Raw genomic sequence first — 15,932 nt, 5'->3', positions numbered from 1 at the left:
CGCCATTTCTGCCGAGACAACCCGTGCAAAGGCTGCGGAAGCCACGGCAGTCTCAGGCACACTTGGTGTCATTGAGGCCAATGAGGACGAGGTCGTTACTGGTCTGCATATTAACGGCGCAACCGGGCGTCCGTCTGTCGTGCATACAAGCGGCTCTGCTGATATCGCGTGGGAGAGTGACGTCACCAGTGAGGCATCGACACGCGAAAGCGCGGACTCTGCCCTTTCCACCGCCATTACCAATGAGGTGACGCGAGCAAAAGCAGCAGAAGCTACGGCAGTTTCCGGCACGCTCGGAGTCATTGCCGATAACGGTGACAAGCCCGGAACCGGACTTCACCTAAATGGATCGACGGGTAATGCCTCCTTCACCTCTTCGGAGGGCAGCTTCGATCTTGCGTCGCAATCGTCTCTCACGTCCGAGGCATCGACACGGGCGTCTGCTGACGCAACTCTTTCGAGCGCGATCACAACGGAAGTCGCTCGGGCAAAGGCCGCTGAGGCTGACCTCGTCTCAGGAACCCTTGGCGTCATTGCCGCAAGCGGCGACAAACAAGGAACAGGACTTCACCTTTCAGGCGAAACAGGGAACGCTTCCTTCGAGTACGACGGCGGCAGCTTCGATCTTGCCTCGCAATCGTCCCTCACATCCGAGGCATCAACCCGAGCCTCGGCTGACAGCGCGCTTTCCAGCTCCATATCCGCAGAGACGACCCGCGCGAAGGCTGCGGAGGCTGATCTGGTTTCTGGGACACTTGGTGTAGTTTCGGATAATGGCGATCTACAGGGAACCGGGCTTCACTACAGGGGCGCAACAGGGAACGCTTCCTTCGAGTACGATGGAGGCAGCTTTGACCTAGCGTCCTATGCCACGGCGACCGCAATGCCCACGCTATACACGAGCAGCACAACGCTGACTGTAGGCTCTGGTAAATCTGTAGCGGTGATCCAAGCAGTCGGCGGAGGCGGTTCTGGTTGCTCCGTTAAGGGAACGAGTATCGCTAATTCCACATATGGAGCAGGCGGGGCTGCCGGGGGGTACGTCCATTTCCATATATCCGTCTCATCTGGAGACACCATCGGCATCACTGTAGGGGCCGGCGCTTCATCGCCGACGAATACGATCAACGGACAGACCAACGGTGGCGACACGATTGTTACCCTGAACGGAACTGAGGTGGCCCGTGCATCCGGTGGGACGGGTGGCGTCTGGAACTCGGTTTCTTCCTGCGCCGGAGGGACAGGCGGTGGCGCGTCAACGCAGAACGGCGCAACGCCAATCGCATATTCCAACGGTACCGATGGCGGCGACGGGCAGACGGGCGCAGAATCCATCGCGTCTGTATCCGGTTATGGCGCTCCCGGCGTTTGGGGTGGTGGTGGTCGTGCTGGTAACGGCGGCGGACAAGCTGGAACCGGCTTCGGTGCTGGTGGTGGTGGAGCTTACGACACCAGCTATTCCGACACATTCTATGGCGGCGGCGCAGGTCATGACGGCTGCGTTATCGTGGAGATCAAGTGATGAAAACGACGACGGAAACAACCACGACAACGGGCGTGTATGCAGTCTATCTGACTGTGGCCACATCCACTCAGGTAGTCGGAACTGTGGTCAATCGGATTGTGTGGGATGGGAAAACCACACTTTCTCTCCCAACGGGTCAGGCGAGTATTCTCGACAGTTCTGGGAAATATCCGATCGGCAGCACCTATACCCCGAGTTCGTCGTGACATGGGCTCCATGCCAGCGCATCGTTCGCGCCGATGTGCCGCCCTCGTTTCGCATGCGGGGAATTGATACGCAGACGCTGCTCTGCTGGCCACCCGTTTCTCAGGGAGATGCAGGCGATTTCAGCGTTGAATTCGGCGCGTTGCTGGCCTCGGGGGACAGCCTCTCTTCTCTAGAGGTCCTGACGAACGGAGGTATCGTGTCAGCGAAGGGTATTTTCGGAACCTGTGTGACAATCTGGGTGCAATGGCTGTCTCCGGGGCAGCAGCAGGCGACCGTTTCCGTTCAGACCGCATGGGGCGAGGTTCTCACCGTAAGCGTCACGATTCTGGTCAACGATATACCTGCTCTGCCGGAGCCGGCGCTCCCAACTATCGCCCCGGAGGCTGGAGGGCTGTGGAACGATGGCGGAGTGCTCTCATATGCATCCGCAGCAACATCCTGATTCCACTCGCTAAAATAATCACGATAGCCGCCCCCACCGGGCGGCTTTTTTATTTGGAGGCCGCATGGCCGAAAGTCTGGCGGACCTCGCCGCAAAGATCGAAGAACACAGCGCGGTCATCGCAACGCATACCGGTGATATCGCCGACCTCAAAAACAGTCTCGACCAGACACAGAAGACGCTTGCGGCCATGTCCGAAAAGCAGGCCGAATTCCACGGGGAAAACCGCGCCAGATCGGAGCATCAAGAGCGAACATCCCGCGAATCAGCCGAGAAGACACAGAGCGCCGTCAAAAGCCTCGCCGACCAGGTGTCACGCCTTGGAAGCGTCCGCGGCTGGGTCGGGTGGGCTGTCGTTACCGCTACCTCTGCAGGCGTCGCAACAGTGATGTCGCATCTGGCAATCCACCCATGACCGGCCTCAACACGCGCCAGCTCAAAACGCTGATCGTCGCCCCGACGCTTCAGGCGCTTGGCCTTGCATCCCCTGCGGCCATCAACCTCGTGGCCGGCACCGCGCTTGCCGAAAGCCGCGCAGCCTATCTCCGGCAGGTCGGCGGAGGTCCTGCTCTTGGCCTCTGGCAGATGGAGCCTGCCACGCATGACGACTGCTGGACGAACTTCCTCGACTTCCCCGCGCAGTCGCGTCTTGCGACGGTATGCCATCGCATGCGCGCTCCTGATCTATCTGCGACAGCGCAGTTGGTCACGAACCTTCGCTACGCCTGCGCGATGGCCCGCATCCGCTTCTATCGCGCGCCCGAAGCGCTACCCCTCGCGACGGACGCGGCCGGACTGAGCGCGTATCACAAGATGCATTACAACACGTCGCTCGGCGAAGCTGATGCAGAGGCGAATGTCGCCTTCTTTGCAGAGGCCATCGCGGCATGAGCAAAGTCCTCGATTGGATACGCGAACCGACGACGCTGCAGGGGCTTGGGCTGTTGTCTGGCGCGATGATGGCAGCTTGGCTTGGTGTTGATGGCGGTGTTCCGTCCGTCATGGCCTCAACCGCCATCTTCCTGCTGATCCCTGAAAAATCTCCGCTGCAGAAAGCTGCCTCCATCGCAGCCGGCGCAGCGATCACCGAGATCGGAAAGCATCCACTTCTGGGTGCGTCTTCCGCCGCCGCATGCACGGACGAGCCAAAAGCGCCGACGTGACTGCGGGACACCCCGAGCAACAAGGAAAACGCTCATATGACTGACACTGTAATTCAGGAAGCCGGCGCACTCGGCCAGGAACTCATCCCCGTCCTTGGCGGCTTCATCATCGAGAAGCTGGACCCGACCTGTGATGTCTCTGGTGCCAAGACGGCTCTGTCCGGTCTGGCTGGCAATCTCGCCGCGCTGGTGACGGCTCTCGAGACGAAGACGGCCACGACCACCGAAGCGGCGGCGTGATCCAATACCTCTACATTGGCGGGGGCGTCATCGCCCTCGCCTTTGTGGTCGGTCTGGTGTGGTTTGCCTACCGCTCTGGCCGCAATGCTGCGTCTATCTCAAGCGCGAAAGCGTCGACTGATAGCGCGAACGTAATCACCGAGAAGGCCGAAGCAATGGCGCAGGCTCAGGCGGATAAGCCCGCGACTGAGGATGCCGTTCTGGCGCGGCTTGATGGAGGAACGGCATGAGGTGGGTCGTCTTGGCGTTTGCCCTCACCGGCTGCACCAGCGTGCGCTATGTGCCCTGCCCGACGCTCGTGACGTACTCCAAAGCTGATCAGGCGGCGCTTGCTACGGAGATCAACGCGCATCCGCAGCCTCAGACCGTGCGCTGGATTGGCGATTACATTGGCCTGCGTGATCAGGTGCGTGCTTGCTCAAAGAACTGATCGCGGGCATCGCGCTCGCCATGATCGGGCGGTGCGGGATGTGAGTGAGGAATGACCGTTCAAACTATTGAGGATTGCTCAATAGTTGAACTCTTGGAAAATTCCCAATGGTTCAGTCATCAAGGAATCCTTGATAGGTTGATGTTAGCGAAAGACCATTTTCATAACACCAAGATCGTTAGGGTTATAAACTGATCGACAAGCGGGAAGCCGATTCGCGCGTGAGGGAAAAAGAGGGAAATCGTTTTACAAAATGCGCGAAAAACGGCGGTTTCGTGTAAGAGAGTTTTTGCGTTTTACACAGCTAAGTCTTTGATATTGGCTAACGTGTCGTTCCCGCCCGGACCTCCAGAGATTTCTCCCCGGAAATCCAGTTTTGTTTTTCGTTTTTACGGATGTGCTTCTGCGTATGCTGCCGCAGCGCCGAACAGGCCAGGCTGTGGATGTGTGATGATCTTGACCGGCATTTCGGTCATCATCGTCTCGAAACGGCCCTTTGCGACAAAGCGTTCGGCGAATCCGGAGTGGCCGAGGCTGTCGGCAAGACGTAGCCCCAGACCACCACCAATGACGACGCCGCGTGCGCCATGTGCCAGCGCCAGATCGCCGGAAATGGCGCCCAGGCTGAGGCAGAAGCGTTCCAGAGCGGCTACGGCGACCGTGTCGGAGCCATCAAGAGCATTTTTCCACAAGGTGCGGTTATCACGCAGGGTGATGGGCCAGCCCTGCATCTCGGCGATGACTTCATACAGATTGGTCAGACCGGGGCCGGAGACGATCCGCTCTGCCGAGACGCGGCGGAAACGCAGACGCAGGGCGCTCAGGATCTTGTCTTCGAGTTCGTCGAGCGGCGGATAGTCCAGGTGGCCGCCTTCGGTTTCCATAACAAAATAGCGGTCGCTGCGGCGAAGAAGGCAGGCTGCGCCCAGCCCCGTTCCGGGCCCGACGATCGTGATGGCGCCTTCTGTCGGAAGGTCGATGTCCGGCCCGCAGAGATGCTTCATATGCGAGGAATCGACCTGGGCCACGGCGTGAGCCACGGCTCCGAAATCATTGACGAGCACGAAATTGTCGAGATGCAGGCGTGCGCCGAGTTGGCTCGGCTGGATGATCCACGGATTGTTGGTCAGCTTGAGGATCTCGCCGCTTACCGGGCAGGCCACGGCAATGCCGGCTTCGCGTGGAAGCGTCCGGTTCAGGGAGCGGCCGAATGTTTCCCAGGCCAGGGCCAGACTGCCATGTTCCGCGCATTTCAGTGTCGTGGCGTCACCCAGTGTGACAACCTTGCCATCCTCGATGGTGGCGATTGCAAACCGTGCGTGCGTTCCACCGATATCGACGGCTACGATTTCCCTCATGACACCTCAAATCCTCTGGCGATGCTGACCGATGGTCCGCGCTTTTTCCAATGCGAAGCAGTTGCCTACCGGTTCCGCCGCGTCAAGTTCCGGATGTGATGGAAGTCGTAATTCAGCGGGCCGGGCGCTGCCGGACTTCGGCCGTTCTCAGCAGCCGGTGAACGATGGCGCGTGGCACGATCATTTCAAGGAAGCGGGCTACGGCAAAAGGCCATGGAAAGAGAAAATGTGCCCTGCCCTGCCCGATCGCGCGTGCGATCATGCGCGCGGCGCGGCGCGTCGAAACGAGGAAAGGCCGTGCTCCTTCGAGGCGCTGGCTCATGGGAGTGTCGACATAGCCCGGAGAAATGAGGGTTACGGAGACATGATGCGGCGTCATGGCGGCATGGAGTGCCGTGCTGAAGCGGGCCAGTCCTGCTTTTGAGCCGCTATAGGCCGTGGCGATCGGGAGGTCATGAAAGGCGGCTACCGAACCAATGAGGGCGATCCGGCCCGCTTTACGGATGGCCATACGCGAAGCCATTTCGGTCGCGAGAGTCGCGGGGGTCGTGAAATTGACGAGGGAGATATCGCGGACCTGTTCGGCTGTTTCGGTCAGCGCGCCTTCTGGCCGGATGTCTCCCAGTCCGGCACCCAGGATCAGGAGGTCAATCGGATGCGTGTCATCCGTTTTGCGCAGTGCAGCGAGGGCATCGTCTGTACGGCACAGATCAAGCGACAGGATCTCCGCTGAAGCGCCTTTGCGGATGACCTGCGCGGCGACGTCCCCAAGACGCGCGGCGTTGCGTCCCCACAACGTCAGATGCGTTCCGGGGCGGGCATACTGAAGGGCCAGCGCGGCTCCGATACCACTTGATCCTCCGGTAATAAGGACGTGAAACGGGGCGCTTGAGGGGGAAACAGAAGCATCTGGCATGGAAAACCGCTTTATTCGTGGTCGGATCGGGGCTGGAAGGGTATAGCCCTCCCATGCAACAAGATGCGACCCCGTGCCGTATTGGCACATCACCCCGTCGGACGGGATGTTTTTTTCGATCAGAGGTATACCTGCCATTATGACACTGCCCGACAGGACTGACATCCCTGCGCCGCATGATGATCTTGTGGTTCGGCCAGTGACGACGCGGGCTGACCTCAAACTGTTCATGACGCTCCCGCGTCGCATCTATGCCGGAATGGCGGGTTTCACCCCGGCTTTCGACATGGAGCAGGACGAACTTCTGAATCCGAAGAAAGCGCCGATTTTCCGCCATGCGAGCATCCGGTACTTTCTGGCCTGGCGTGGCAACACGGCTGTAGGGCGCATCGCCGCGATCGTGGACCATCGCGCGATCGAGCACTGGGGGATGAAGATCGGCTGTTTTGGCGCACTGGACGCCGTGCCGGAGGGAAGCGTTGTCAGTGCTCTTCTGGAAACGGCGCGGAACTGGCTGCGCCTACAGGGGATGAAGACGATGCGTGGTCCTGTCACGCTGAGCGGCAATGGTGAATCCGGTCTGATGGTGGAGGGACAGGATCAGCCTCTGATGGTGGCGATGCCCTGGCATCCGCGTCTGCTGGGCAAGCTGGTCGAAGATGCGGGTTACAAGCCTGTCGAGGATCTTCTCAGCTACAAGCTTGATCTGGATGACAAGACGGAGTCGCGATTCAAGGTCCCGGGTGATCTGAAGATTGGCGAAGGACGGCTTGGCGCCATCGCCATCAGGCGCCTGTCGAAAAAGCAGATTGCCCAGCAGGGCGAGATACTGCGCCAGCTCTACAATGATGCCTGGAGCGACAAGTTCAACTTCGTACCCTTACAGGACTACGAAATGAAGGCCATGATCAAGCAGCTTGGTCCGCTCCTGCGTCCTGAACATTATGTCCAGATCGACCAGAATGGCGAGCCTGTCGCTATGGCGCTGGTCGTACCCAATATTTATGACATTGCGGGCGACCTTGGTGGAGCGCCTTCTCCTCTGGGCTGGGTGAAGCTGGTCGCGCGCCTGGCGACGCATCGCTTCCATTCGGCCCGTGTCATCCTTCTGGGCGTCACACAGCGCCTGCGTGGGACGGTTCTTGGTGCTCTTCTGCCTTCGCTGGCGATTGCCGAGCTGATGCGTCGGCGAAAATCTCTGCCTTATTCCTGGGTGGAACTTGGCTGGATCCAGGCGTCCGATTCCAACATGCGCAATCTGGCCGAGAGCATCGTGCCCCAACCGTACAAGCGTTATCGGCTTTACGAACGTCCCATCGACGATCCGGCCTGAAGCCGCAGGTTCACAGGGCGTCTGTCAGAAATGCTGCCAGCCGCCCAGTTCGGGGACGATTTCACGTCCTTCTCCATCCAGAACCCGAACTCCTGAACCGGCACGAATCGTTCCGATGCGATGGACCGGGACTTCGGCAGCCTGACAGGCGGCCTGGAGCGCTGCCGAACGTTCCGGAGAACATGTGAGAAGTAGTTCGTAATCGTCGCCGCCACACAGGCGTTGCATGAGCCATTCAGGCCCCAGTGAAGCCGCTGCGGCTGAAACCGGCACGGATTTTGCGTCCACGACAAGCTGGACGCCTGATTCCTCGGCGATGTGGCCGCAGTCCTGGATCAGCCCGTCTGAAATATCCATCGCAGCGCTGACGATGCCATGCAGGTGCAGTCCTGTCCGGGGACGTGGCAGATGATATCGTTCTGCCAGAAATCCCGACGGGTCTTGTAAGCTGCCCTGAAGGACGAGCAGCCCCAGGGCGGCATCTCCGATCGTACCCGTGACCCAGAGATCATCTCCGGGTCTGGCGGTGCCGCGGCGCAGCGCCGTATTGTACCGCAACAGTCCGAATACGGTGGCGGAGAGGACCAGAGGGCCTGAAATGGAGGTGGTATCGCCGCCTATCAGATGCACGCCATAGCGTTTCTGGTCTTCCGCCAGCCCGTGTGAAAATGCGGCAAACCAGTTCCCGTCGTGGCGGCCGCCGCGCGGAACGGTCACGTTCAGTGTATAGGCATGGGGCCGTGCGCCCATGGCCGCCAGATCGGACAGGTTGCAGCGCAGAAGCTTGCGCCCAAGGGTTTCTGGCGGATCATCGGAAAGGAAATGGACGTTTTCGACCATGGTGTCGGTCGAAATTGCGAATTCCTCGCCTTCGGGGCAACGCATCAGGGCGCAGTCATCCCGCAGGTCGAGGCTTTCGGCTCCGGCGAGAGGCCGGAAGTGGCGCGCTATGAAGCCGAACTCGCCTGCCCCCGCTGTTTCGGCCCCTGACGCGCCCGTCATGAATCAGACGTTGCCGTCGTTGGCGCGGCGGCTGAGGGTATCGAGGATCCCGTTGACCATCTTGGGTTCATCGCCTGAGAAGAAGCCGTGGGCAACGTCCAGATATTCGTTGATGACGATCCGGTCAGGTGTGTCGGTGCCGATCTCGAACACGGCGGCGCGCAGCAGGGCACGCAGGACGGGGTCCAGACGCGGCAGCGGCCACTGTTCGGGCAGAACATCGCTCAGCTTCGCATCGATATCGTCCTGACGTCGCGTGACCCCGAGGACGATTTCCTGGAACAGTTTCAGATCGGCATCGGGGATGTGTCCATCGTCGAAGGACGCCGTGGAGCTGATCCGGCGGTGACGGATGAACTGGCTGATGACGGTTTCCGCCGTGTCGCCGGACTGTTCGCACTGGAACAGCGCCTGAACGGCTGCAACGCGGGCAATGGTCCGGCTGCGGCGCGTCGGATTTGCGGCGGGGGCGTCGGTGACGGTCATGGTGTCTCCTGGGAGTCGTCGGGGGGCGGTGTGTCCGTTTCCCCGGGAATGGGTTTCATATCGGCGAGGATTTTCGAGAACGCCTCGACCTCGCGGAAGTCGCGGTAGACGCTGGTGAAGCGGACATAGGCCACACCGTCCACTTCGCGCAATGCGTCCATCGCAAGCTGGCCGATGCGATGGGAAGAAATCTCGTGTTCCCCCGAGGCCTCGAACTGCCGGACGAGCCCGTTGACCAGACGTTCCTGACGTTCCTCGGGAACGGGGCGCTTGCGCAGGGCGACGCGGATGGAGCGTGCGAGCTTGTCCCGGTCGAAAGGCACGCGGCGTCCGTCTGCTTTGGTCACGGACAGTTCGCGTAACTGGACCCGTTCGACGGTCGTGAAACGCTGCGTACAGGCCGAGCAGACGCGCCGGCGACGGATCGCAACGCCATCTTCCGTGGAGCGGCTGTCCTTGACCTGGGTATCGTCATGTCCGCAAAAAGGGCAACGCATTCGCGATCCTGAAGTGTTCGGGCCTTGTCGTGGCCGGGGAAATGGGAGCACTTTACCGGATGATGCGTTCCGGCCCAAACGGGCTTCGTGAGTTCGCGCACAACACCGGGAGACTGTCGTTGAAACGGGTATCTGTCCTGACCGCCCTCTTTGCCCTTTCTACTGCCCAGGCCATGGCCCAGCAGGCTCTTCCGGGAACAGTGGTGGCGCCGGACGCCGATCATGATGCGCAGCGGGTTGTGGTCATGAACGGGACATTCCGCCCGTCAGCCTATTTTCCCAACCGTGGGGCCGGTTATTTCACGATTCGCAACGACGACAGCGTTGACCATCTGCTGAAGGGGATCTCATCCCCGCTGTGTCAGAATGTCGTTGCGCATCACACCAACCAGCAGCAGACGGACGGGGCGAATGATCTCTTCACGCATCTGGCGCTGCCGCACGATTCCACGATGATTTTCCCGCGTTCGGGTTACCATATGATGTGCATGGGAATCCGTCAGATGCCTGCTGCTGGCAGCAAGGTGCCGTTTACCTTCGAGATCCTCAATGGCGGCAGCATCACCGTCAGTTTCACTGTCACGGCGCCTGACGAGCTGACGCACGACTGACGTTCTTTACTGGGCTGAGGCGGGTTCGCGGATTTCGCGCAGGACGGTCAGAACCGCGGCACCATAGCGGTCCAGTTTCGAGGCGCCGACGCCCTTGATGCCTCCCAGTTCCATACGGTTGGAAGGCTGTTCACGGGCGATGTCCCGCAGCACCGAATCGTGGAAAATGACGTAGGGCGGGATTTCCTGTTCCCGCGCTTCGGAGAGGCGCCACTGACGCAGGGCGTCGAAATACGGTTTCTCATCCGCCGACAGACGATCGTTTTCCGTATGGCCGTCCGAGCCCGCGCTGGCGGTCAGGGCGGCCTTGGCTTCGAGCCGGAGTGCCACGCGCTCCTCGCCGCGCAGGATCGGACGCGCGATTTCGCTCTGAAGCGCGAGACTTCCATATTCGCCGTGCATCCGGATGGCCCCGCGCGCGATCAACTGACGGATGACGGCGCGCCACCACTGCTCGCTGTGTTCCTTGCCGATTCCGAAAACCGAAAGATGCTGATAGGCATTGCGCTCGATGGTTTCGTTGAGCTTTCCACGCAGCACATTGGAAAGCTGGACCGCGCCGAGACGCTGGCCGGTGCGATAAATGGCCGAGAGGACTTTCTGGGCTGCCTGGGTGCCATCAAATGTCGAGACCGGACTGATGCAGTTGTCGCAGTGACCGCAGGGTTGCGCGAGATTTTCTCCGAAACACGCGAGGAGTGCCTGCGTGCGGCAGCCTGTGGTCTCCGTGAGCGCGATCATGCTTTCCAGACGCGCCTGCATGACGCGCTTTTCATGGTCGGGCGCGCTGGACTGTTCCAGCCAGTAGCGCGCCCGGGCCATGTCCTCGCCGCCATAGAGCAGCAGCGTGTCGGACGGTTCGCCATCGCGCCCTGCCCGTCCGATCTGCTGGTAATACGCTTCCGGCGAGGATGGCATGTCCAGATGGACGACGCAGCGGACGTCCGGTCGGTCGATCCCCATGCCGAAAGCGATCGTCGCGACGATCACCATTTCCTCGCCGGAGCGGAAACGCATCAGCGTGGCTCGCTTCTCGACCGAAGAGAGGCCGGCATGGAACGGCAGGGCGGTCAGGCCCTTGTCCCGCAGCATGGTGGCGACGCGTTCCGTTTTGTTGCGGCTGCCGCAATAAACGATGGAGGCGCCTTCGCGATGGTTCTGAAGCGTTTCGAGGAGCTGTCGGCTTTCGCTGGCCTTGGCGCGGGCTTCCACGATCAGGTTGGGACGATGGAAGCTCGCCATCAGGACCCGCGCATCGGGCATACCGAGCGCATTCAGGATATCATCCCGTGTTCGGGGGTCAGCCGTAGCCGTCAGGGCAATGCGTGGGACGCCCGGAAACATCTCCGGCAGGCTGGCGAGGGCCCGGTATTCGGGTCGGAATTCATGGCCCCAGGCTGAAATGCAGTGCGCTTCGTCAATCGCGATCAGTGAGATCCGGCGTTTTGACAGGAAATTCGCTGTTGCAGGCTGAAGCAGACGCTCTGGCGAAATATAGAGAATATCGATCCTGCCGTTGCGCAGATCGCTCTGAAGTTCGTCGCGTTCGTCCGGCTCAAGTCCGGAATGCAGCGCGGCCGCGCGGACGCCGAGCTGTCTCAGGCCCGCAACCTGATCGTCCATCAGGGCGATCAGGGGAGAGATGACCAGGCCCATGCCGTCCCGGCAGAGGGCGGGAACCTGATAGCACAGGCTCTTGCCGCCGCCGGTCGGCATGAGGACGAGAACGTCCTCGCCCCGCATGACCGTCTCGACGGCGTCCTGCTGAAGGCCGCGGAAGCCGGGGAAGCCAAAAACTTCCGCCAGCACGCCTTCAGGCGTCGGAGGCTGCGTGGATCCCGGAGTGACGGGAGGGCTGTTCCGCGCCTGCGTCATCCCGGCTGCCGGATCAGTGGCCCGGAACGATAGTGATGGAAACGCGACGCAGGGCGACGTGGGAGTCTTCAAGCTCGCTCGGGACATATGGCGTCATTTCGATCCGTGCACCGTTCAGTCCGTCATTGCTGAGCTGCGTCGCTACGGTCTGGGCCCGGCTCGTCGCCAGTTCCTTCAGGACTGCGGCATCACCGTTTGTGCCAGCGGAGCCAGAGACGCGAACGGCGGAAGCGTGTTCAGCGCGGGCGGCTGTGGCAGCCTTGGTCACGACAGCCTGTGCGACAGGGCTGAGCGTTACGGATTCACGGTCGAAGAAAACGACGTAGCTGTCACGCGACGGCTGTTCGGCACAGCCTGCCAGCGCAGCTGACAGAACGAAAACCGGGGCCGCGATGCGGACGATGGAAAGGAAACGTGCCATGGCGTAACGTCCTGTCAGGATGAGTAAGCGTGAAGCTGGATCGGCGCGGGCCGGTCAGCACGCACTGGAAATAACCTGTCCGTCCTCAAGGCGCCAGATGCGGTCAAGTTTTTCCACACCGGTCAGGCGATGGGCGATCAGAAGAACACTGCGCCCCTCGGTCGCATTATTCAGCGTTTCGAGGAAAGCGCGCTCGGTCTCCGCGTCCAGTCCGGTTGCCGGTTCATCGAGAACGAGGATGGGAGCATCCGACAGCAGGACGCGCGCCAGAGCGATGCGGCGTCCCTGCCCGCCCGAAAGTTTCGAGCCGCCTTCCCCGATCCAGGTATCCAGTCCGTCTGGCAGGTTGCGCACGACGTCTGCAATCCTGGCCTGGTCGAGCGCAGCCCACAGCGCCGTATCCGGAATGTCCGTCCGGCCCAGAAGCAGGTTTCCACGCACGGTATCATCAAATAAATGGCTGGCCTGTGACAGCCAGGCGATCTGTGAGCGCAGGTCGCTGTCGCGCAGTGTGGTGATGTCTGTGCCACCCAGCAGGATCCGGCCCTGTTCGGGAGACGCCGCCTTGAGGATCAGGGCGGCAAGGCTGGATTTTCCAGCACCGGACGGTCCGATCAGGGCCGCGCGCTCCCCCTGACGGAGAGTCAGGTTCAGGTCACGGAAAATGGGAGCCCGGCCCGGTGTCCAGCGGAACGTCACGTTTTCAAGGCGCAGATCGCGGCCTTCCGGAAGCGGTGCGTTGCCTTCGGGTGCAGGAGGAGCCCGATCGGCAATTTCGACAATCCTTTGTGCCGCGTGGCTGACCTGCCCGCTCAGCAGACCCGCGCGGGCCAGACCTGTTACGCCTTCAAGTGCCGTGATGGCAACGAACAGCGCCGTAATACCGGCAATGGCGGGAGCCTGCGGGAAGAGAAGACCTGCAACCGCGCACAGGATGACCACGGTCCCGGCCTTGGCGATGAGGCCCGCAAAGCCCTGCATGAGCGCCATGCGCGTCTGCTGGCGGCGCTGGGCCTTGAAAAGGGTTTCCTGACGGTCCGTGACGGCTGCGGCAAGAACGTCTTCAGCGCCAAAGGCCCGTGCCTCGCGCAGACCGGATGTGAGATCGAGTGCTGCGATCCGCAGTTCCGATTCCGCGCGCAGGATGTCCGGGCCGAAGCGGCGGGACAGGTGTGCGCCCATCAGGGGCAGAACGACCGCAAGGACAGCAAACAGCGCGCCGGTCAGCAGACCCGCTTCCATTCCCGCCCGTATCCAGACGAATATTGCGATGGGGAGGGTCAGGAGAGCGGATAGCAGCGGCACAAGGATCCGCAGATACAGGTTGTCCAGCGTCTGGACGTCTGACACCAGACGTGTCAGCAGGTCTCCCGACCGCTGGAAACCCAGACCCGCCGCAGCTCCGCCAGCGAGCTTGCGATAGAACCAGACCCGCAGGTCCGCCAGTGCGCGGAACATGGCGTCATGCGTGTAAAGACGTTCGAAATAACGCAGGACGATCTGCGCCACGCCCGACAGGCGCAGGAGAAGATAGGTGGCTCCTGCTCCGACGGCGGCGCAGGCAATTCGTCCACCGGCCTGCCCCATCAGGGCCAGCCCTGCACAGACGGCCAGTTCGGCGATGACCATACCGGTTATCAGGCGCGTATATTGCGGATGCCAGACCTGAAGGATACGGGACAGCGCTGTTTCGCTTCCCGTTTCTGCAACCGGATTTGTAGGCAGCGGGGCGCTCATGCGGCTTCTCCCGTAAAGGCAATGGCGCGACCGGCATCAAGCACGAGGTGCCGTCCCTGAAACTGGCGGGCCTGCGCGGAATGACTGCACAGGATGACGGTCCGGCCTTTGGCGAGGTCTTTCAGGCTGACAAGGATTTCAGCCTCTGTCTTCGGGTCGAGATGGGATGTCGGCTCGTCCAGCAGCAGAAGCGGCGCGTCCTTGAGATAGGCGCGGGCAATGGCGATACGCTGCGCCTGACCGCCGGACAGGCCAAACCCGCCCTCCCCGATCCGCGTTTCCAGACCGTCCGGCAGCGACGACAGATACTGATTGACGGCCGCCGCGGAGACAGCACGCTCCAGATCGTCAGCCGAAGCATCGGGTCGGGCGAAAAGGATATTCTCACGGATGGTTCCGGCGAACAGGACGGGCTTTTGCCCGATCCAGCTGATCCGGGAGGAAATCTGGCGGGGTGAAAGACTCTGCATGTCCTGTCCGTCGAACAGGATGCGTCCCTGCGAGGGGGAAACGAACCCGAGCAGCAGCTCCAGAAGCGTGGATTTGCCAGCCCCCGATGCGCCTTCAAGGATCAGTGTCGCACCAGCAGGAAGAACGAAGCTTACATCATGAATGACCGTGCCGCGCTGTTCATCCCATGCAAACGAGACGTGCTCCGCTGTGACTGAAATGCCGCCTCTGACCTGCACGACATCAGGCCCTGCTGCCGTCCGCTCGGTCAGCGGTGCCAGTTCATGCATGGCTTCTGCAGCCGCGGTGGCATGGGCGCGGTCCTGATAGGCCGCCGACAGGGCACGGAAGGACGCGAATGCCTCGGGCACCAGCAGGACGGCATAAAGCGCGCGTGTCAGGACGGCATCAGAAGGATGGCCCATCAGGGTGTGGGCCTGTGTCACAACGATCAGCACAAGGGCTGCGACCATGGCGACATCCGTGGTCGCCGATGCCAGAAAGGCGATCCGCAGAACCTTCATGGTACGCTGGCGCAGGTCATCGGCGCTCCTGGCCAGAGCCTGCGTCTCGCGATCGGTTCCACCGGATAGGACGATGGTCGCAATGCCCTTCACGCGGTCCAGAAAGCGCGTCTGAAGACGGTTCATGGCCAGGAACTGCTTGCGGGACGCGACGGCCGTGGCAATGCCGAAGACGGCCTGAAAGATGGGAAGCATGGCACAGCAGGCCGCAAGGATCAGACCCGCCTGATGGTTCTCCACATACAGTGCGATGACGACCAGCCACTGTGACACCAGCCAGAGCGATGCCGCAGGCAGCCAGCGCGCGAAGTAACCGTCCAGCGCTTCGATCCGGTCAACCAGTGTGGCTGCAATGGCGGCGCTGTGATGGCGGCGCAGGAGTGCTGGTCCCTCGCCGATGATCCGGTCCAGCACTTCGCGGCGCAGGCGTCGTCGGGCATGGATTCCGGCTGAAGCGGCGGTCATGTCCTGTAGGGTGGCCAGGATCACCCTGAGAACGCAGGCCAGAAGAAAGACGCCGATGGCTGGCCCGGTGCTGTCCGTGTCGCGGGTCAGGACGGAAGCGAGCGTTCGAGCCAGCGCCCAGGCCTGCAGGAGTCCCAGCAGGGTGGAGAGCAACCCCAAAAATACTACGACAGAGGTTCGGGAGCGGCTTGCGCGTCCCTGCGCCTTTACCCACGCTTTTGCGATTGTCTTGTCGGCCTTCATGATCCCT

19 protein-coding genes are annotated in these 15,932 nt (G+C 61.4%); 10 read left to right on the top strand and 9 right to left on the bottom strand.

Annotated elements, in window-relative coordinates:
• From GFJ39_RS14060 to GFJ39_RS09140, 8 genes are all read left to right on the top strand, one after another.
• Window positions 1-1,522 (top strand): glycine-rich domain-containing protein (locus tag GFJ39_RS14060; protein ID WP_194285331.1); only part of this gene is annotated, 1,522 nt, incomplete at its 5' end.
• Window positions 1,523-1,727: 205 nt separating this feature from the next.
• Window positions 1,728-2,174 (top strand): hypothetical protein, encoded by a 447-nt coding sequence (locus tag GFJ39_RS09170; protein ID WP_153431042.1) that lies wholly within the window; start codon window positions 1,728-1,730, stop codon window positions 2,172-2,174.
• Window positions 2,175-2,238: 64 nt separating this feature from the next.
• Window positions 2,239-2,589 (top strand): hypothetical protein, encoded by a 351-nt coding sequence (locus GFJ39_RS09165; RefSeq protein ID WP_153431041.1) that lies wholly within the window; start codon window positions 2,239-2,241, stop codon window positions 2,587-2,589.
• Window positions 2,586-3,065 (top strand): hypothetical protein, encoded by a 480-nt coding sequence (locus GFJ39_RS09160; protein WP_153431040.1) that lies wholly within the window; start codon window positions 2,586-2,588, stop codon window positions 3,063-3,065. Before GFJ39_RS09165 ends, GFJ39_RS09160 begins: the two co-directional genes overlap by 4 nt.
• The gene (locus GFJ39_RS09155) at window positions 3,062-3,337 is read left to right on the top strand and encodes a hypothetical protein (RefSeq protein ID WP_153431039.1); all 276 of its coding nucleotides are present in this window, start codon (window positions 3,062-3,064) and stop codon (window positions 3,335-3,337) included. Before GFJ39_RS09160 ends, GFJ39_RS09155 begins: the two co-directional genes overlap by 4 nt.
• A gap of 36 nt (window positions 3,338-3,373) precedes the next feature.
• Window positions 3,374-3,577 (top strand): hypothetical protein, encoded by a 204-nt coding sequence (locus GFJ39_RS09150; protein ID WP_153431038.1) that lies wholly within the window; start codon window positions 3,374-3,376, stop codon window positions 3,575-3,577.
• Entirely contained in the window at window positions 3,574-3,807 is a 234-nt protein-coding gene (locus GFJ39_RS09145; RefSeq protein ID WP_153431037.1) for a hypothetical protein, read from the top strand. Before GFJ39_RS09150 ends, GFJ39_RS09145 begins: the two co-directional genes overlap by 4 nt.
• Window positions 3,804-4,007, top strand: a complete 204-nt coding sequence (locus GFJ39_RS09140) for a hypothetical protein (RefSeq protein ID WP_153431036.1) — start codon at window positions 3,804-3,806, stop codon at window positions 4,005-4,007. Before GFJ39_RS09145 ends, GFJ39_RS09140 begins: the two co-directional genes overlap by 4 nt.
• A 389-nt stretch (window positions 4,008-4,396) precedes the next feature.
• Here GFJ39_RS09140 and glk read toward each other — a convergent pair whose 3' ends face one another.
• Together glk and GFJ39_RS09130 are read right to left on the bottom strand one after the other, a co-directional pair.
• Complete coding sequence (gene glk, locus GFJ39_RS09135) at window positions 4,397-5,365, bottom strand: glucokinase (RefSeq protein ID WP_153431035.1); 969 nt, start codon at window positions 5,363-5,365, stop codon at window positions 4,397-4,399.
• Between the two features lie 112 nt (window positions 5,366-5,477).
• Window positions 5,478-6,281, bottom strand: a complete 804-nt coding sequence (locus GFJ39_RS09130; RefSeq protein ID WP_153431034.1) for an SDR family NAD(P)-dependent oxidoreductase — start codon at window positions 6,279-6,281, stop codon at window positions 5,478-5,480.
• A gap of 139 nt (window positions 6,282-6,420) precedes the next feature.
• On the opposite strand from GFJ39_RS09130, the gene GFJ39_RS09125 reads away from it, so the two are divergent.
• The gene (locus GFJ39_RS09125; protein WP_153431033.1) at window positions 6,421-7,614 is read left to right on the top strand and encodes a hypothetical protein; all 1,194 of its coding nucleotides are present in this window, start codon (window positions 6,421-6,423) and stop codon (window positions 7,612-7,614) included.
• 24 nt (window positions 7,615-7,638) lie between these two features.
• Here GFJ39_RS09125 and thiL read toward each other — a convergent pair whose 3' ends face one another.
• From thiL to nrdR, 3 genes are read right to left on the bottom strand one after another with little or no spacing between them, the layout of a single operon-like run.
• Entirely contained in the window at window positions 7,639-8,616 is a 978-nt protein-coding gene (gene thiL, locus GFJ39_RS09120; RefSeq protein ID WP_153431032.1) for a thiamine-phosphate kinase, read from the bottom strand.
• A 3-nt stretch (window positions 8,617-8,619) separates the two neighbouring features.
• The gene (gene nusB / locus GFJ39_RS09115) at window positions 8,620-9,102 is read right to left on the bottom strand and encodes a transcription antitermination factor NusB (RefSeq protein WP_153431031.1); all 483 of its coding nucleotides are present in this window, start codon (window positions 9,100-9,102) and stop codon (window positions 8,620-8,622) included.
• Window positions 9,099-9,599: a transcriptional regulator NrdR gene (gene nrdR, locus GFJ39_RS09110; protein ID WP_153431030.1), complete on the bottom strand. Its 501-nt coding sequence runs from the start codon at window positions 9,597-9,599 to the stop codon at window positions 9,099-9,101. The genes nusB and nrdR overlap by 4 nt, the downstream gene beginning before the upstream one ends.
• A gap of 119 nt (window positions 9,600-9,718) precedes the next feature.
• On the opposite strand from nrdR, the gene GFJ39_RS09105 reads away from it, so the two are divergent.
• Window positions 9,719-10,210 (top strand): copper chaperone PCu(A)C, encoded by a 492-nt coding sequence (locus tag GFJ39_RS09105; protein ID WP_228391876.1) that lies wholly within the window; start codon window positions 9,719-9,721, stop codon window positions 10,208-10,210.
• A 6-nt stretch (window positions 10,211-10,216) separates the two neighbouring features.
• On the opposite strand, the gene recQ is transcribed toward GFJ39_RS09105, so the two are convergent.
• The 4 genes from recQ to cydD are packed head-to-tail and all read right to left on the bottom strand — an operon-like array spanning window position 10,217 to window position 15,925.
• A complete protein-coding gene (gene recQ, locus GFJ39_RS09100; RefSeq protein WP_153431028.1) occupies window positions 10,217-12,085 on the bottom strand; it encodes a DNA helicase RecQ in 1,869 nt (622 codons plus the stop codon).
• A gap of 13 nt (window positions 12,086-12,098) precedes the next feature.
• Window positions 12,099-12,506: an OmpA family protein gene (locus GFJ39_RS09095; protein WP_153431027.1), complete on the bottom strand. Its 408-nt coding sequence runs from the start codon at window positions 12,504-12,506 to the stop codon at window positions 12,099-12,101.
• Window positions 12,507-12,560: 54 nt separating this feature from the next.
• Window positions 12,561-14,243 (bottom strand): thiol reductant ABC exporter subunit CydC, encoded by a 1,683-nt coding sequence (gene cydC / locus GFJ39_RS09090; protein ID WP_153431026.1) that lies wholly within the window; start codon window positions 14,241-14,243, stop codon window positions 12,561-12,563.
• Window positions 14,240-15,925 carry a thiol reductant ABC exporter subunit CydD gene (gene cydD, locus GFJ39_RS09085; RefSeq protein ID WP_153431025.1) on the bottom strand — a complete coding sequence of 562 codons (1,686 nt, stop codon included), beginning with the start codon at window positions 15,923-15,925 and terminating at the stop codon, window positions 14,240-14,242. The genes cydC and cydD overlap by 4 nt, the downstream gene beginning before the upstream one ends.
• Between the last annotated feature and the right edge of the window lie 7 nt (window positions 15,926-15,932).

The organism is Gluconobacter aidae, from assembly GCF_009547075.1.
Taxonomy (GTDB): domain Bacteria; phylum Pseudomonadota; class Alphaproteobacteria; order Acetobacterales; family Acetobacteraceae; genus Gluconobacter; species Gluconobacter aidae.
This window is presented reverse-complemented; position numbering and strand designations above follow the sequence as displayed.

Excerpts from the sequence above, each read along its gene's own strand:
- GFJ39_RS09165 (WP_153431041.1), top strand. The coding sequence starts at position 2,239 with ATGGCCGAAAGTCTGGCGGACCTCGCCGCAAAGATCGAAGAACACAGC.
- GFJ39_RS09160 (WP_153431040.1), top strand. The coding sequence starts at position 2,586 with ATGACCGGCCTCAACACGCGCCAGCTCAAAACGCTGATCGTCGCCCCG.
- GFJ39_RS09155 (WP_153431039.1), top strand. The coding sequence starts at position 3,062 with ATGAGCAAAGTCCTCGATTGGATACGCGAACCGACGACGCTGCAGGGG.
- GFJ39_RS09150 (WP_153431038.1), top strand. The coding sequence starts at position 3,374 with ATGACTGACACTGTAATTCAGGAAGCCGGCGCACTCGGCCAGGAACTC.
- GFJ39_RS09140 (WP_153431036.1), top strand. The coding sequence starts at position 3,804 with ATGAGGTGGGTCGTCTTGGCGTTTGCCCTCACCGGCTGCACCAGCGTG.
- glk (WP_153431035.1), bottom strand. The coding sequence starts at position 5,365 with ATGAGGGAAATCGTAGCCGTCGATATCGGTGGAACGCACGCACGGTTT.
- GFJ39_RS09130 (WP_153431034.1), bottom strand. The coding sequence starts at position 6,281 with ATGCCAGATGCTTCTGTTTCCCCCTCAAGCGCCCCGTTTCACGTCCTT.
- GFJ39_RS09125 (WP_153431033.1), top strand. The coding sequence starts at position 6,421 with ATGACACTGCCCGACAGGACTGACATCCCTGCGCCGCATGATGATCTT.
- thiL (WP_153431032.1), bottom strand. The coding sequence starts at position 8,616 with ATGACGGGCGCGTCAGGGGCCGAAACAGCGGGGGCAGGCGAGTTCGGC.
- nusB (WP_153431031.1), bottom strand. The coding sequence starts at position 9,102 with ATGACCGTCACCGACGCCCCCGCCGCAAATCCGACGCGCCGCAGCCGG.
- nrdR (WP_153431030.1), bottom strand. The coding sequence starts at position 9,599 with ATGCGTTGCCCTTTTTGCGGACATGACGATACCCAGGTCAAGGACAGC.
- recQ (WP_153431028.1), bottom strand. The coding sequence starts at position 12,085 with ATGACGCAGGCGCGGAACAGCCCTCCCGTCACTCCGGGATCCACGCAG.
- GFJ39_RS09095 (WP_153431027.1), bottom strand. The coding sequence starts at position 12,506 with ATGGCACGTTTCCTTTCCATCGTCCGCATCGCGGCCCCGGTTTTCGTT.
- cydC (WP_153431026.1), bottom strand. The coding sequence starts at position 14,243 with ATGAGCGCCCCGCTGCCTACAAATCCGGTTGCAGAAACGGGAAGCGAA.
- cydD (WP_153431025.1), bottom strand. The coding sequence starts at position 15,925 with ATGAAGGCCGACAAGACAATCGCAAAAGCGTGGGTAAAGGCGCAGGGA.